A 14,162-nucleotide genomic window follows, 5' to 3' on the forward strand; every position below is an offset into this window, starting at 1 on the left:
ATGTGTATAAGAGACAGCTCCTCGTCGGTTCCCTGCCGCCGGGGCGGGGGATTGCGGTCGACCCGCCAACGGCCGATGGTCACGCCGATGATCCCGGGCAGGAACACGCACAGCGCGGTGAACGCGGCGAACGTGGTCACCTCGTTGATCAGCCCACCGGTGTAGAGCCCGTTGTACACCAGCGCGATGAGCCAGCAGACGGCGCCGGACAGGACGCCCGCCACCAGCCCGGCCAGCAACCAGGTCATCGCCAGGTCCCCGCGGCGGTCGGGGTCCGGGTTGGCGATCGCGTCGGCCCGGCCGTCGAACACCCCCCACACGGCCACGGCGATGACGAACAACAGCAGCAGCACCACGCTGAAAAGTCCTGCCTGCGTCTGCCACGCGTTGATGAGCGCCCCCTGCAACAAACGGACGACGATCATCACGGCGGCGTAGACCAATCCGCGCACCATCCAGCTCCTCATGGGCAATCAGCGTAGCGAGTACCGTCAAGGGTCGTGACACATTCTCAGCGTCGGGACAACCTGAAAGCGCAAATCAGTGCCAGCGGACTGGACGCGATGCTGGTCAGCGACCTGAACAACGTGCGCTACCTCTGCGGTTTCACCGGCTCGAACGGCGCGTTGCTGGTGTTCGCCGACGATCGCGGCCCCGTGCTGGCCACCGACGGCCGGTACCGCACCCAGGCGGCGGAACAGGCGCCCGGCCTCGAGATCGCCATCGAACGCGCCCTCGGGCGCCATCTGGTCGGCCGGGCCGCCGAGGCGGGCGTGGGCAGGCTGGGCTTCGAAAGCAACGTGGTCACCGTCGACGCCTTCGACGTCCTGACCGGCGAACTGGGCGAGCGCAAGGCCGCCACCGAGCTGGTGCGGGCCGCCGGAACCGTCGAGGCGCTGCGTGAGGTCAAGGACGACGGCGAGGTGGCGCTGCTGCGGCTGGCCTGCGAGGCCGCCGACGCCGCGCTCGCCGACCTGGTGGAGCGTGGGGGGCTGCGGCCCGGGCGAACCGAACGCGAGGTGAGCCGGGAGCTGGAGGCGCTGATGCTCGACCACGGCGCCGACGCGATCTCGTTCGAGACCATCGTGGCCGCCGGGCCCAATTCGGCGATCCCGCACCACCGGCCCACCGACGCGGCGCTGGCCACCGGCGATTTCGTCAAGATCGACTTCGGCGCGCTGGTGGCCGGCTACCACTCCGACATGACCCGCACCTTCGTGCTCGGCAAGGCCGCCGACTGGCAGCTGGAGATCTACCAGCTGGTCGCCGACGCGCAGCGGGCCGGCCGTGAGGCGCTGACCCCGGGTGCGAGCCTGCGCGACGTCGACGGCGCGGCGCGGCAGTTGATCGTCGATGCGGGCTACGGCGAGCAGTTCGGCCACGGCCTGGGGCACGGCGTGGGGTTGCAGATCCACGAGGCGCCGGGAATCGGCGCCACCTCCACCGGCACCTTGCTGGCGGGTTCGGTGGTGACCGTCGAACCCGGCGTCTACCTGCCGGGCCGCGGCGGCGTCCGCATCGAGGACACCCTGGTCGTGCCCGACGAGAAGCGCGGACGGACACCCGAACTGCTGACCAGGTTCCCCAAGGAGCTGGCGGTTCTGAGCTAGGCCGCGCCGATCGGCGGCGCGCCGCCGAGGGTACAGTCGGGTGCGTGAATGGGGTGGAACCAATCGAACGCGGCCTGGCGCGCCTGCGGGATTTTCGGTGGGAACTGCACGCCCAGCCCCTGCGGGAGCTGCGGCTGGAGCTTCAGATCGTCTACTTCGCGGTCCCGGTGCCGTTCTCCGGCGGGGCCAAGCTGAACGTCCCCTTCCTGACGATGATCAACCGGCTGCCCCCGGCCGGCGAGGCCGCCGACGGCCGCCCGGAACAGGGCACGGACCGGCCGGCGTCCCGCCGGTCCTAGGTCCCCCGACGCGCTGGGCCGGGTCGCGCCGCGCTCTAGACTGACGGACAAATTGCGGGCGGTCGGCGAACGACCGTCCATTCCTCTAGGAGATACACCGAACCGTGGCAAGCACCGCCGATTTCAAGAACGGACTGGTGTTGGTGATCGACGGCCAGCTCTGGCAGATCGTCGAGTTCCAGCACGTCAAACCCGGCAAGGGCCCGGCCTTCGTGCGCACCAAGCTGAAGAACGTGCTCTCCGGCAAGGTCGTCGACAAGACGTACAACGCCGGCGTGAAGGTGGAGACGGCCACCGTCGACCGGCGCGACACCACCTACCTCTACCGCGACGGGTCGGACTTCGTGTTCATGGACAGCCAGGACTACGAGCAGCACCCGCTGCCCGAGTCGCTGGTCGGCGACGCCGCCCGCTTCCTGCTCGAGGGCCTGCCGGTGCAGGTGGCGTTCCACAACGGGGCACCCCTGTACATCGAACTGCCGGTGTCGGTCGAGATGGAGGTCACCCACACCGAGCCGGGTCTGCAGGGCGACCGGTCCAGCGCCGGCACCAAGCCCGCCACCGTGGAAACCGGGGCCGAGATCCAGGTGCCGCTGTTCATCAACACCGGCGACAAGCTGAAGGTGGACACGCGCGACGGCAGCTACTTGGGGCGCGTCAACGCGTGAGCAGGCCCGTCAGGGGGCGCCATCAGGCCCGCAAGCGTGCCGTTGACCTGTTGTTCGAGGCCGAGGCCCGCGGGTTGAGCCCGGCCGAGGTCGTCGACGGGCGCGCAACGCTGGCCGCGGCCAACCCGGATGTGGCGCCGCTGCAGCCGTACACGGTCGCGGCGGCGCGGGGGGTCGGCGAGCACGCCGCCCACATCGACGAACTGATCAGCTCGCACCTGCAGGGCTGGACGCTGGACCGGCTGCCCGCCGTCGACCGCGCCATCCTGCGCGTCGCGGTGTGGGAGCTGCTCTACGCCGACGACGTCCCCGAGCCGGTCGCCGTGGACGAGGCCGTCCAGCTGGCCAAGGAGCTGTCCACCGACGACTCACCGGCCTTCGTCAACGGCGTCTTGGGCCAGGTCATGCTGGTGACGCCGCAGATCCGGGCGGCCGCCGCGGCGGTCCGCGTCCGCGCCGCCGCCCCGCCGGAGAACGAGGAACACCAGGCGTGACCCGGCTGGAGCTGCGCGCCGTCGTCGCGGGGTTGCTGGCCGCGACGGTGGTGTTGGGTGCCGTCGTGTGCGCCGCATTCGGGTGGGCGATCGTCGCGTCGGCACTGTCGATTTACGCGCTGGCCGTGGGCGCCTGGCTGTACCACTGCGTCGAACGGCTGATCGTGGCCCGCCGCATCAGCACGGTCCGCACCGCCGCCAAGCCGCTGCAGCCGCTGCTGCCGGTGATGGCCGCGCTGATGGGCCTGACGCAATCCGTGGTGCGGTCGCTGTCCGACGTGACCGAGCTGCCGGCCCGCCGCTGGGAGCTTCCGGTGCTGCGCTGGGTGGAAACCACGCGCGGCAACCGGCGCGTCGTGGACGCCGACGAGGATGACGACGAGTTGAACAGCTGAGGGGACCTCACGCGAAACGATGACGCGTGCGGTGCGGCGGGGTGAGAATACAAGTCGCCCAGAAGAACAGGTGAGATATGACTCGATACACCACCCAGCCGCGACGCCTCCGGGTCTCCGCGCTGGCGGCGGTGGCCAACCCGTCCTACGCCCGCGTCGACACCTGGAACCTGCTCGACGACGCGTGCCGTCACCTCGCCGAGGTCGACCTGGCCGGGCTCGACAAGACGCACGACGTGGCCCGGGTCAAGCGGCTGATGGACCGCATCGCGGCCTACGAGCGGTACTGGCTGTATCCCGGCGCGGCGAACCTGGCGAGCTTCCGGGCGCACCTCGAGAGCCTCTCCACGGTGCGGCTCACCGAAGAGGTATCCATGGCGGTGCGGCTGCTGAGCGAATACGGCGACCGCGCAGGGCTTTTCGACACCTCGGCACCGCTGGGCGACCAGGAGCTGGTGGCCCAGGCCAAACAGCAGCAGTTCTACACCGTGTTGCTCGCCGACGACGCGCCTGCGACGGCGCCCGACTGCCTGGCCGAGTGCCTGCGGGCCCTGCGTAACGCGTCCGACGACGTGCAGTTCGAAATCCTGGTGGTGCCCAGCGTCGAAGACGCCATCACCGCGGTCGCGCTGAACGGCGAGATCCAGGCCGCGATCATCCGCGACGACCTGCCGCTGCGGTCCCGCGACCGGCTGCCGCTGATGAACACGTTGCTCGGGCCCAACGAGGCCGCGGAGGGCGGCGCCATTCCCGACCACGCCAACGACTGGGTGGAGTGCGGCGAGTGGATCCGCGAGCTGCGGCCCCACATCGACCTGTACCTGCTCACCGACGAGTCGATCGCGGCGGGCGACGACACCGAGCCCGACGTCTACGACCGGACGTTCTACCGGCTCAACGACGTCACCGACTTGCACAGCACGGTGCTTGCCGGACTGCGGAACCGTTACGCCACACCGTTTTTCGATGCGCTGCGCGCGTACGCGGCGGCGCCGGTGGGCCAGTTCCACGCGCTGCCCGTCGCGCGTGGTGCCAGCATCTTCAACTCGAAGTCGTTGCAGGACATGGGCGAGTTCTACGGCCGCAACATCTTCATGGCCGAGACCTCGACCACCTCCGGCGGCCTGGACTCGTTGCTCGACCCGCACGGCAACATCAAGAAGGCGATGGACAAGGCCGCGCACACGTGGAATTCCGACCACACGTATTTCGTCACCAACGGCACCTCGACCGCCAACAAGATCGTCGTCCAGTCCCTGACCAGGCCGGGCGACATCGTGCTGATCGACCGCAACTGCCACAAGTCGCACCACTACGGGCTGGTGCTGGCAGGCGCCTACCCGCTGTACCTCGACGCGTATCCGTTGCCGCAGTTCGCCATCTACGGGGCGGTGTCGTTGCGAACGATCAAGCAGACGCTGCTGGATCTCGAGGCCGCCGGTCAGTTGTCCCGGGTGCGGATGCTGCTGCTGACCAACTGCACCTTCGACGGCGTGGTCTACAACCCGTTGCAGGTCATGAAGGAGGTGCTGGCGATCAAGCCGGACATCGTCTTCTTGTGGGACGAGGCCTGGTACGCGTTCGCCACGGCCGTGCCGTGGGCCCGGCAGCGGACCGCGATGGTGGCGGCCGAGCGCCTCGAGCAGATGCTGGCGTCGCCGGAATACGCTGCGGAGCATCGGGTTTGGGCGGCGGAGATGGAAGGCGTCGACCGGTCGGAGTGGGTGGAACGCCCGCTGTTGCCCGACCCCGCCAAGGCGCGGGTCCGCGTTTACGCGACGCACTCGACGCACAAGTCGCTGTCGGCGCTTCGGCAGGCGTCGATGATCCACATCCGCGACCAGGATTTCAACGCGCTGACGCGCGACGCGTTCGGTGAGGCGTTTTTGACCCACACCTCGACCTCGCCCAACCAGCAGCTGCTGGCCTCGCTGGACCTGGCGCGCCGTCAGGTCGACATCGAGGGCTTCCAGCTGGTCCGGCAGACCTACGACATGGCGCTGGTATTCCGGCACCGGGTGCGCCGAGACCGGTTGATCAGCAAGTGGTTTCGTATCCTCGACGAGTCCGACCTGGTGCCCGAGGAGTTCCGGGCGTCGTCGGTGAGTTCGTACCGGGAGGTTCGGCAGGGTGCGCTGGCCGAGTGGAACGAGGCGTGGCGGTCGGATCAGTTCGTGCTGGACGCGACCCGGGTGACCCTGTTCGTCGGCAAGACCGGGATGAACGGCTACGACTTCCGCGAGAAGATCCTGATGGAGCGATTCGGCATCCAGATCAACAAGACGTCGATCAACAGCGTGCTGTTGATCTTCACCATCGGGGTCACGTGGTCGAGCGTGCACTATCTGCTCGACGTGTTACGCAGGGTGGCAATCGATTTCGATCGCGTCGAGAAGGCGGCCAGCGTCGCCGACCGGGCGCTGCAGGAGCGGCACGTCGAGGAGATCACCCAGGACCTGCCGCACCTGCCCGACTTCAGCGAGTTCGACATGGCCTTCCGGCCCGTCGACGCGTGCATGTTCGGCGACATGCGGTCGGCCTTCTACGCCGGATACGAGGAGTCCGACCGCGAGCACGTCCTGATCGGCATGGCGGGGCGACGGCTGGCGGAGGGTAAGACGCTGGTGTCCACCACGTTCGTGGTGCCCTACCCGCCGGGGTTCCCGGTGCTGGTTCCCGGGCAGGTGGTCTCCAAGGAGATCATCTACTTCCTGGCCCAGCTCGACGTCAAAGAGATCCACGGTTACAACCCCGACCTCGGGTTGTCGGTGTTCACCGAGGCCGCGCTGGCGCGGATGGAGGCCCAGCGCAACGCGGCGTTGGCCGCGGTGGGTTCGGCGTTTCATTCCTTCGAGCTGCCCTCGGACGCCTCCGGGCTGAACGGGGCGCTCAACGGCGACGGCGCCGCGCAGGTCGTCAGCGAGGACGCCTGAGTTAGCCGGCCTGCCGGCCCGGATCCGACGTGGGCTGCGCCGGCCAGCCGAGCTCCCCTCGCAGGAGCCCGCGCGCGATCGCGTCGTGCCGGGCCGGGCTGCCGGCCGGAGCGCTCGTGGGGCAGGTGCAATTGAGGGTGTTGAACGGGCTGGGATCGGCGTTGGCCGGCGCGGCCGCCAGTAGGGCGGAACCGAGGACCGTGGCGGCGAAAATCAGCAGTGGGGTGAGCGCGCCGTTCTGACGACGCGCGGGGCGTTCGGTATCAGACATGACAACTTCAGCGTAGGGCGGGTCGCTGGGAACCGGCTGAGAGCGGGGCCTTCTCGTCAGGCTTCTTCCGGGGCGGCACCGGGATGACGTCCGGGCCGTGGACGCGAGCGGGCGGCTCAGGGGCAGACCGCCCGCGCCCCAGCGCCGCGACGTCATGCGTGGCGGCCTCTGCTGCGAGCGACTCCATCGCTGCGCCGCGCTGCCCTGCGCGTCGTCTGATGGACCGCATCGTCTGCGTCCATCGCTTCCGGTCGGGCGGGCTCGGGAGTGATATCGACGACGCGCCCGTCGGATTGGTGAAGGCTGCTGATAAGCAGGGCGTAACAGTTGGCGGCGTCATCCCGATGCCACGCGTAGAGATAGTTGCCGGAGACGCGCCGGTCAACGTGCGCAGGTGCGACGTAGAGCGAGGTGTTCTCCATCCAGCCCATATGGGAATCCTCGATGGCAATTGGCATTTCGCCCGGAAGATGGGCGAGCGCCCGGCGCAATTCTTTGACGTTCATCGGTCGCCAACCTACGAGCGGGTCGCTGAGAGGCCGCTGAGAAGCCCGCCGAGCTGCGGTGTTTCCCGGCCCATCCGCGGACCTGCAGAATCGAATGCGTGCGGGCATCTGCCGTCTTGAACCTGGGTATCTCCGCCCGCTCGGCCGCGGTATCCGCGGTCGTCGTGTTGGTTGCGCTTGCTCTTGCCGGCGCGGGCCTCGAGGCGATTCTGTACCGGTCGTTGTTGGCCGGTGTGGACGACGCCGCCAGCAGCAGGGTTCGCAATATCGCGGAGTCGCTGCAGTCCGAGCCTATCGACGGCCTGGAAAACGACCTTTTCTCGACCGACCAGCGCGTGGTCGCGGTCCAATTGATCGGCCCGGACGGCAAGGTGATACGGCGGTCGGGGTCCGCCCCCGAAAGACCATTGGTCGCCATCACCGAGTTCGGCCCCGACCTGCGTCGCGGGATGCCTGACGACGCGGTCCCAGGGGACGACATGCGTCTAAGCGGTCAACGGGTCGCAACTCGGTACGGCGATTACACGGTCCTGGTCGGCGGCGGCAGCGAAGGGGTCGAGGCGACGGCGCGGACCGTCGCGCTGCTGTTGGGCGGCGGCGCACCGATCATCATCGCGGTGGCGGCAGCCGCGAGCTACTGGCTCGTCCGCCGGTCACTGCAATCCGTGGATGCGATCCGCAGCCGGGTGGCTGAAATCTCCACGTCTGACTTGGCGGAGCGGGTGCCCGTACCGGCCGGCCGTGACGCGATTTCGGCCCTCGCGGTCACAATGAACGAAATGCTGGCCCGCATCGAACAAGGCCACCGCGCGCAACAACGCTTCGTTGCCGATGCCTCCCATGAACTGCGCAGCCCGCTGGCCACCATCATCTCCGGGTTGGAAGTTGCCGAGGTTCATCCCGAGCTGCTGGATGCGGAGTTTGCGATCGACACCCTGCTGCCCGAGGCGCACCGCATGCATGCGCTGATTGAAGATTTGCTTCTTCTGGCGCGCGCCGATGAGCGAAGTCTGACGTTGCGCAAAGAGCAGGTATTCCTTGGCGACCTCGCCGAGGTCGAGGTGGCACGCGTGCGGCGCGACGACTCAGGATGCACCATTGACACCGACATCGCCCCGGCGCATTTGACCGGTGACGCGGCGGCTGTGTCGCGGGTTGTCCGCAACATCTTGGATAACGCTGTCCGCCATGCAAAGTCACGCGTCGGCGTGCATGTCGGGTGCCGGGACGGTACCGCCGTGCTCACCGTAAGTGACGACGGCCCGGGCATACCTGCCGTCGAACGGGTCCGGGTCTTCGAACGCTTCGTGCGTCTGGATTCGGACCGCTCCCGCAGCGGCGGGGGTACCGGCCTCGGGCTGGCGATCGTCGCCGAGGTCGTCGCCGCGCACGGCGGAGCCGTCACGATCGACGACCGCCAGGGCGGCGGGACCACGGTGATCGTGACATTCCCTTCGAATGCGGACCCATAGCGTGGGTAGCTATCTCAGCCGAGGGCGGTGAGCAAAGCGTTCAGAGACTGGGTCTCCGCCGTGGGGTCGGGATGGCGTGCCCGCACCGCCTTCAGGGCGGCGTCGATCTGGCCGTCGATCGCCTTCCAGGCGGTAGGGTCCATCGGCCGCAGGGAGGACTCGTCGTCGTCCCAGCCGCGTTCGAGGTCGGTGATGCGGGCCTTGGCGCCGCTTAGATCGCCGGCCCGCACCCTTTCGAGCGTGGCCTGGACGATGGCTCGGAACTTCGCGGTCTCGGCCGGCGGGAAGTGGGCGGTGAGCTGGCCTGGGGCAACCGCGACGGGTGGTGCCGGCGCGCCGGCCTCCTCCTCGCCCGCCGCGACGGAATGCGGAAGGGCGGCCGAAAAGAAGACAAGTGCGACCGCCGCCGCGGCGACGACGACGTAATAGCCGAGCATGATCCGTTCGCGTGCGGGGTTCGTTGGGGCGACCGACGTGCGGCCCCTGCCGTGCTGTTCCATCACGTCGGAGCGGGTGCCGGTCAGGTAGCCGACCGTGGCCAGGATCGCGATCAGGAAGATCGCGCTGGTTGCGGCGGTCCCGAGTCCGAGGCCATGAGCGGCGCGCGGGGAGGCGAGCCAGTCACCGAGATTCGCGCCGAGCGGCCGGGTCAAGATGTAGGCAAGCCAGAAGGAAAGCACGGCGTTGGCGCCCATCCGCCACCCGATCACGATGGCCGCGATCAGCCCGGCCGGCAGCAGTACCGAGATCCCCGGGCCCCAGCCGGTGAGCTGTAGCGTCCAATCGCCGGCCGCGGTGCCCAGCGCGAAAGTGACGAGCACGGCGAGCCAGTAGAACAGCTCCCTGCGCAGGGTGACGATGCTGTGGATCGACAGGGTGCGCTCCCGCCTGAACCACACACCGAACACGACGGCCAAAGCGACCGCGAACGCGCTCGTGCTCACCGCGAGAGGAATGTGCAGATCATCGGTGAGGATGTCGGTGTAGAGGGTCCCGGTGACGCTGAAGACGACAACGCACAGCCAATACACCAACGGCACATAACGGTTCAGTCGCAATTGCCACGCCATGACCGCGGCAAGCACCACTGTGAAGGTCAGCGCGGTCCTATGCAGGCCCACGCCCATCGTGACGTTGATCCAGTCCGCGAAGCTCTCGCCGACGGTGGTGCAAAGGATTTTGATGATCCAGAACCACACCGTCACCGCGGGCACTTTGCTCAGCGCCAGCCGCGTTTCACGCTGCCCAGATCTGATTGCCTCAGTCACGCCGCAGACCGTACAAGGCTTTCGCTGAGACGGCGCTGAGAAGCCTTGAGGCGGCGCGGTCCGGGCTCAGCCCAATAACCGGTAGCCGACTCCCCGGAGAGTCTCAATGGTGTTGGTACCGAAGGGAACATCGATCTTGCGGCGCACGTATCCCACATAAACCTCGACGACGTTGTCGGGACCCTCGTGGTTCGCGTCCCACACGTTGCGCAAGATCTCTGCCTTCGTCACCACCATGCCCTTGTTGCGCATGAGGAACTCCAGCACCCCGTACTCGCGAGGGGTAAGCGCGATCGGTGTCGAATCGCGCTCGACTGTGTGACGGGCTGGGTCCAATGACAGCGACCCCGCACTCAACACCACCGGTCGCTCGGGCGCGCCACGACGCACCAGGGCGCGTAGGCGGGCGATGAGCACCCGAAACGAAAACGGTTTCGTGAGATAGTCATCCGCCCCCAAATCGAACGCATCGGTCTCGTCGTACTCGCCGTCCTTGGCAGTCAGCATGAGCACCGGCGTCCAGACATTCCGGGCCCGCATTTGACGCAACACCTCATATCCGCTGTGGCCCGGAAGCATGATGTCGAGCACCACGACGTCGAAGCCGCTCGTGGTGGCCTCATGTAGTCCCTCAACGCCGTTGCCGACCGTCACCACGACGAATCCCTCGGCCCGTAGCCCCATCGACAGCGTCGCGGAGAGTCGTGGCTCGTCTTCGACAAGCAGCACTCGCATATCGAATGCTATGAGTGCGGGTTGCCGCTGTCTCCGGCCGGCCGCTTCGCGTCGGTGCCGGGTGATCGGGCTTCTGCCGCTTTCTCGTCAACGTGACCGGGGTGTACTCCGGGGCGTTGCGGCAGGACGATGATCAAGGTCACGATGATGACCGCAATAACCGCCGAGGCCAACGGACGGCTCAACGCCAGTCCGCCGTGCTCGACCGGCTTGTCGAGGAAGTCGCCCAGAGTTGCCCCCAGCGGCCGCGTCAGGATGAATGCGACCCAGAACAGTGCTACCCGCGACACATCGGTCCAGAAGTAGAGGCCTGCGACCACGGCAAGGCCCGCCGCGAATACCAGCGCGCCGCGTTCGTAGCCGAAGTCCCGGGTATCGGCGAGCCAATCGCCGAGCGCGGTGCCCAGCGTCTGCGAGAACGTGATGGTGGCCCAGTAGAACGCCTCGACCTTCGGGGTGGACACGGTGCTCACCGACACCGTTCCCTGCGTCCAGCGCCACAGCCCCAAGGTGGCCAAAAGGAGACACAACAGCAGCAGCGATCCGCCCGTATAGCCGATCCCCAGCGATCGGTCGGCGAAATCGGCCATCGCGGTGCCGAACGTCGTCGAGGCCACGATCGTGGCCCAGTACAGGCTCGCGTGGAAACGCTTGGCGAGGATCTGCGCGACGACCAGCGCTATCAGCGTGACGCCGAAGAGCGCGGTGCCAATCAGATACCCCCAATTCTTGTGCGTATCAGCGTGGAAGACGGTCATCGTAAGGGCGTCGCCACCCGTCTCGCCCAGCGTCGTCGCCAAGACCTTGATCACCCAAAAGCCCAGGGTGACCGCGGGAACTTTCGTCAATGCTTGTTTTGTCGCGTCATTCATCACGTTGTGATCTTCCGGTGTGGTTGTCGTATATGTCTATGGCACCCACGCTGAGAAATCGCTGAGATCGATCGGAATGGCTATGCGTAGCCTATGAGTTTCGGCGTGGCCACCAGCGTGGACGAAACATGACGTGGACCTTTCTCGTGATCCCAAACTATAAGGCGCTCAACATGTTTCGCACAGATTGCGACAGCGATTTCGAGTCTCATCATAATGATCGATTATGAATTACCTTAACGTACAATAAGTTTCGGCGCTGCGACGGCCGGCGTCCGTCGAACGTAATGGCAACATTGCTAGATGGGTGCGCGCTGGTCAATCATGGCCGTCTCGCTGGGTGTGACGGCGTCGTCGTTCCTCTTCATCAATGGCGTTGCGTTCCTGATCCCTTCGCTGCAGGCGCGCAGCGGCATCACGTTGATCGAAGCCGGCCTGCTGGCATCGATGCCGAGCTGGGGCATGGTCGTAACGCTCGTGCTTTGGGGCTGGGTGTTGGACCGCGTCGGTGAGCGGGTGGTGCTGACCGCCGGTTCGGCCCTCACGGCGGCGGCGGCCTATGCCGCGGCGTCCGCCCAGTCGATAACGGAAATCGGCGTCTTTCTCTTTCTCGGCGGAATGGCGGCGGCCAGCTGCAACACCGCCGGCGGGCGGCTGGTGTCCGCATGGTTCCCGTCGCATCAGCGGGGCCTGGCGATGGGCATCCGCCAGACCGCACAACCGTTGGGCATCGCCCTTGGCGCGCTGGTGATTCCGGAGCTGGCCGAGCGCGGCCCCCGTCGCGGGCTGATGTTCCTGGCGCTCATGTGCACCGTGGCCGCGGTGGCCAGCGTGCTGGGGATCGCCGATCCGCCGCGCAAACCGCGCGGGCTGGCCACCGGCGCGGAACTGGCCAGCCCCTATCGCGGATCGTCGGTGCTGTGGCGGATCCACGCGGTGAGCGCCCTGCTGATGGTGCCGCAGTCGCTGACCGTGACGTTCATGCTCGTCTGGCTGATGAATCGCCATGGCTGGTCGGTCGCGGCCGCCGGTGGGCTCGTCACCCTGTGCCAACTGCTGGGCGCGGCGGGGCGGATCGCGGTCGGGCGCTGGTCGGATCGCGTCGGCTCGCGGATGCGACCGGTCCGCACCATCGCCATCGGCGCCGCGCTGGCCCTGTTCCTGCTTGCCCTCACCGACAACACGGGTTCGGGCTACGACGTGTTGCTCATGGTCGCGATCTCGGTGATCGCGGTGCTCGACAACGGACTGGAGGCCACCGCCATCACCGAGTACGCCGGGCCGTTCTGGAGCGGCCGGGCGTTGGGGCTGCAGAACACCACCCAGCGGTTGACGGCCGCCGCCGCGCCCCCGGTCTTCGGTGCACTGATCACGGCCGCCGAATACCCGGCCGCATGGGCGCTTTGCGCGCTGTTCCCGTTGGCGGCCGTGTCGCTGGTGCCGCTTGAGTTCGGGCATCGAATGGGGGCGCCCCATGAGCCCGAGGACCGTTCCGCTCACGGGGATTGGAAAGACGGCGTCGTGTCCGAGGTGGCGCAATAGCGCAGACGGTCGTTGTTTGCGCTGGTCGTCATCGAATACGCCCCGGCGCAATGCGCGCGGCCGGCGCGGCGGTTCGTTCTCGGGCACCCAAAAACCGCCCGTGAGCTGCGTTAGCGTGGCCGCGTGGCGCAACCGATCAGCAGCGGACCACGGGCCGACCGCGCCCGGCGGGTGGCCGACGTGTTGCGCCAGCAGATCCACGCCGACGCCTATCCCGGCGGCCTACCGGCCGAACACGAGTTGGCGGCCGAATTCCTGGTGTCGCGCAACACGATTCGTGAGGCGCTCGCGGTGCTGAAGCACGAGGGCCTGATCGACCGCGGACCCAAGGTTGGCACGCACGTCGCCCAGCGCAAGTACGACCACGGCCTGGACACGCTGCTGGGGTTGAAGGAGACGTTCAAGAACCTCGGCGAGGTGCGCAACGAGGTGCGCGCCGCGATGGCCGTCACCGCGCCGCCGTCGGTGGCCCGCCGGTTGCGGCTGCAAGCCGGCGAGCAGGCGGTGTTCATCGAACGCTTGCGATACCTCGGCGATCTGCCGCTCAGCCTCGACCTGACCTACCTGACCCCGGACATCGGGGCCCGAGTGCTGGACCACCCGCTGGAAACCAACGATCTGTTCGCGCTCATCGAACAGGTCAGCGGTCAGCGGCTGGGGTCGGCGGCGCTGGCCTTAGAGGCCATCCCCGCCGACGCGCATTCGGCGGCCACCCTGCAGGTGCCCGACGGCGCGGCGCTGCTCATGCTGGAGCGGCTCACCAGCCTCGCCGACGGCACGCCGGTCGATTTGGAGTACATCCGCATGCGCGGTGATCGAATCACCATGCGCGGCAGCCTGATAAGGAGCGATACATGACGCTGGTCAACAACACTCGCGCCGACGTGCCGGTGACGATCGACGAGTCGTTGTGTATCGACGGCTGCACCCTGTGCGTGGAGGTCTGTCCGCTCGACGCGCTGGCCATCAACCCCGAAACCGGCAAGGCGTACATGCACGTCGACGAGTGCTGGTACTGCGGCCCGTGCGCGGCCCGCTGTCCGACCGGCGCCGTGACCGTCAACATGCCCTATCTACTCCGCTGAAACCCGAAGCCA

16 protein-coding genes are annotated in these 14,162 nt (G+C 67.5%); 10 read left to right on the forward strand and 6 right to left on the reverse strand.

Features of this window, described 5'->3' with window-relative positions; translation table 11 throughout:
• The coding region (locus tag WU80_RS15640; RefSeq protein WP_197285992.1) for a B-4DMT family transporter at positions 1-467 on the reverse strand (467 nt) is incomplete at its 3' end.
• A 33-nt stretch (positions 468-500) separates the two neighbouring features.
• Between WU80_RS15640 and WU80_RS15645 the strand changes: the two genes are divergently transcribed.
• The 6 genes from WU80_RS15645 (at position 501) to WU80_RS15670 (ending at position 6,399) form a co-directional block, all read left to right on the forward strand.
• Positions 501-1,610 carry a Xaa-Pro peptidase family protein gene (locus WU80_RS15645; RefSeq protein WP_055403675.1) on the forward strand — a complete coding sequence of 370 codons (1,110 nt, stop codon included), beginning with the start codon at positions 501-503 and terminating at the stop codon, positions 1,608-1,610.
• Between the two features lie 44 nt (positions 1,611-1,654).
• Entirely contained in the window at positions 1,655-1,909 is a 255-nt protein-coding gene (locus WU80_RS15650; RefSeq protein WP_055403676.1) for a hypothetical protein, read from the forward strand.
• Positions 1,910-2,013: 104 nt separating this feature from the next.
• Positions 2,014-2,577, forward strand: a complete 564-nt coding sequence (gene efp, locus WU80_RS15655; RefSeq protein WP_007171952.1) for an elongation factor P — start codon at positions 2,014-2,016, stop codon at positions 2,575-2,577.
• Entirely contained in the window at positions 2,574-3,071 is a 498-nt protein-coding gene (gene nusB / locus WU80_RS15660; RefSeq protein ID WP_055403677.1) for a transcription antitermination factor NusB, read from the forward strand. Before efp ends, nusB begins: the two co-directional genes overlap by 4 nt.
• The gene (locus tag WU80_RS15665; RefSeq protein WP_055403678.1) at positions 3,068-3,466 is read left to right on the forward strand and encodes a hypothetical protein; all 399 of its coding nucleotides are present in this window, start codon (positions 3,068-3,070) and stop codon (positions 3,464-3,466) included. Before nusB ends, WU80_RS15665 begins: the two co-directional genes overlap by 4 nt.
• Positions 3,467-3,543: 77 nt before the next feature.
• Positions 3,544-6,399 carry an aminotransferase class I/II-fold pyridoxal phosphate-dependent enzyme gene (locus tag WU80_RS15670; protein WP_055403679.1) on the forward strand — a complete coding sequence of 952 codons (2,856 nt, stop codon included), beginning with the start codon at positions 3,544-3,546 and terminating at the stop codon, positions 6,397-6,399.
• A 1-nt stretch (position 6,400) separates the two neighbouring features.
• On the opposite strand, the gene WU80_RS15675 is transcribed toward WU80_RS15670, so the two are convergent.
• Both WU80_RS15675 and WU80_RS15680 read right to left on the reverse strand, forming a co-directional pair.
• On the reverse strand, positions 6,401-6,670 hold the full coding sequence (locus tag WU80_RS15675) for a hypothetical protein (RefSeq protein WP_055403680.1): 270 nt from the start codon (positions 6,668-6,670) through the stop codon (positions 6,401-6,403).
• A 152-nt stretch (positions 6,671-6,822) separates the two neighbouring features.
• Positions 6,823-7,176 carry a hypothetical protein gene (locus WU80_RS15680; protein WP_055405784.1) on the reverse strand — a complete coding sequence of 118 codons (354 nt, stop codon included), beginning with the start codon at positions 7,174-7,176 and terminating at the stop codon, positions 6,823-6,825.
• 98 nt (positions 7,177-7,274) lie between these two features.
• Here WU80_RS15680 and WU80_RS15685 point away from each other — a divergent pair, with 98 nt between their 5' ends.
• Positions 7,275-8,648: an ATP-binding protein gene (locus WU80_RS15685; RefSeq protein ID WP_231633832.1), complete on the forward strand. Its 1,374-nt coding sequence runs from the start codon at positions 7,275-7,277 to the stop codon at positions 8,646-8,648.
• Positions 8,649-8,662: 14 nt separating this feature from the next.
• Here WU80_RS15685 and WU80_RS15690 read toward each other — a convergent pair whose 3' ends face one another.
• The 3 genes from WU80_RS15690 to WU80_RS15700 all read right to left on the reverse strand — a co-directional run bounded on the left by WU80_RS15690 (position 8,663) and on the right by WU80_RS15700 (position 11,523).
• Positions 8,663-9,916 carry a hypothetical protein gene (locus tag WU80_RS15690; RefSeq protein ID WP_055403683.1) on the reverse strand — a complete coding sequence of 418 codons (1,254 nt, stop codon included), beginning with the start codon at positions 9,914-9,916 and terminating at the stop codon, positions 8,663-8,665.
• Positions 9,917-9,982: 66 nt separating this feature from the next.
• A complete protein-coding gene (locus tag WU80_RS15695; RefSeq protein WP_055403684.1) occupies positions 9,983-10,651 on the reverse strand; it encodes a response regulator transcription factor in 669 nt (222 codons plus the stop codon).
• A gap of 8 nt (positions 10,652-10,659) precedes the next feature.
• The gene (locus WU80_RS15700) at positions 10,660-11,523 is read right to left on the reverse strand and encodes a hypothetical protein (protein WP_055403685.1); all 864 of its coding nucleotides are present in this window, start codon (positions 11,521-11,523) and stop codon (positions 10,660-10,662) included.
• A gap of 303 nt (positions 11,524-11,826) precedes the next feature.
• Between WU80_RS15700 and WU80_RS15705 the strand changes: the two genes are divergently transcribed.
• From WU80_RS15705 to WU80_RS15715, 3 genes are all read left to right on the forward strand, one after another.
• Complete coding sequence (locus WU80_RS15705) at positions 11,827-13,065, forward strand: MFS transporter (protein WP_082459881.1); 1,239 nt, start codon at positions 11,827-11,829, stop codon at positions 13,063-13,065.
• Positions 13,066-13,188: 123 nt separating this feature from the next.
• On the forward strand, positions 13,189-13,923 hold the full coding sequence (locus tag WU80_RS15710) for a GntR family transcriptional regulator (RefSeq protein ID WP_055403686.1): 735 nt from the start codon (positions 13,189-13,191) through the stop codon (positions 13,921-13,923).
• Positions 13,920-14,150, forward strand: coding sequence for a ferredoxin family protein (locus WU80_RS15715; RefSeq protein ID WP_055403687.1), 231 nt, complete (start codon positions 13,920-13,922; stop codon positions 14,148-14,150). The genes WU80_RS15710 and WU80_RS15715 overlap by 4 nt, the downstream gene beginning before the upstream one ends.
• Positions 14,151-14,162 lie beyond the last annotated feature (12 nt).

This window comes from Mycobacterium sp. UM_11, assembly GCF_001414075.1.
In the GTDB taxonomy this organism is placed as follows: domain Bacteria; phylum Actinomycetota; class Actinomycetes; order Mycobacteriales; family Mycobacteriaceae; genus Mycobacterium.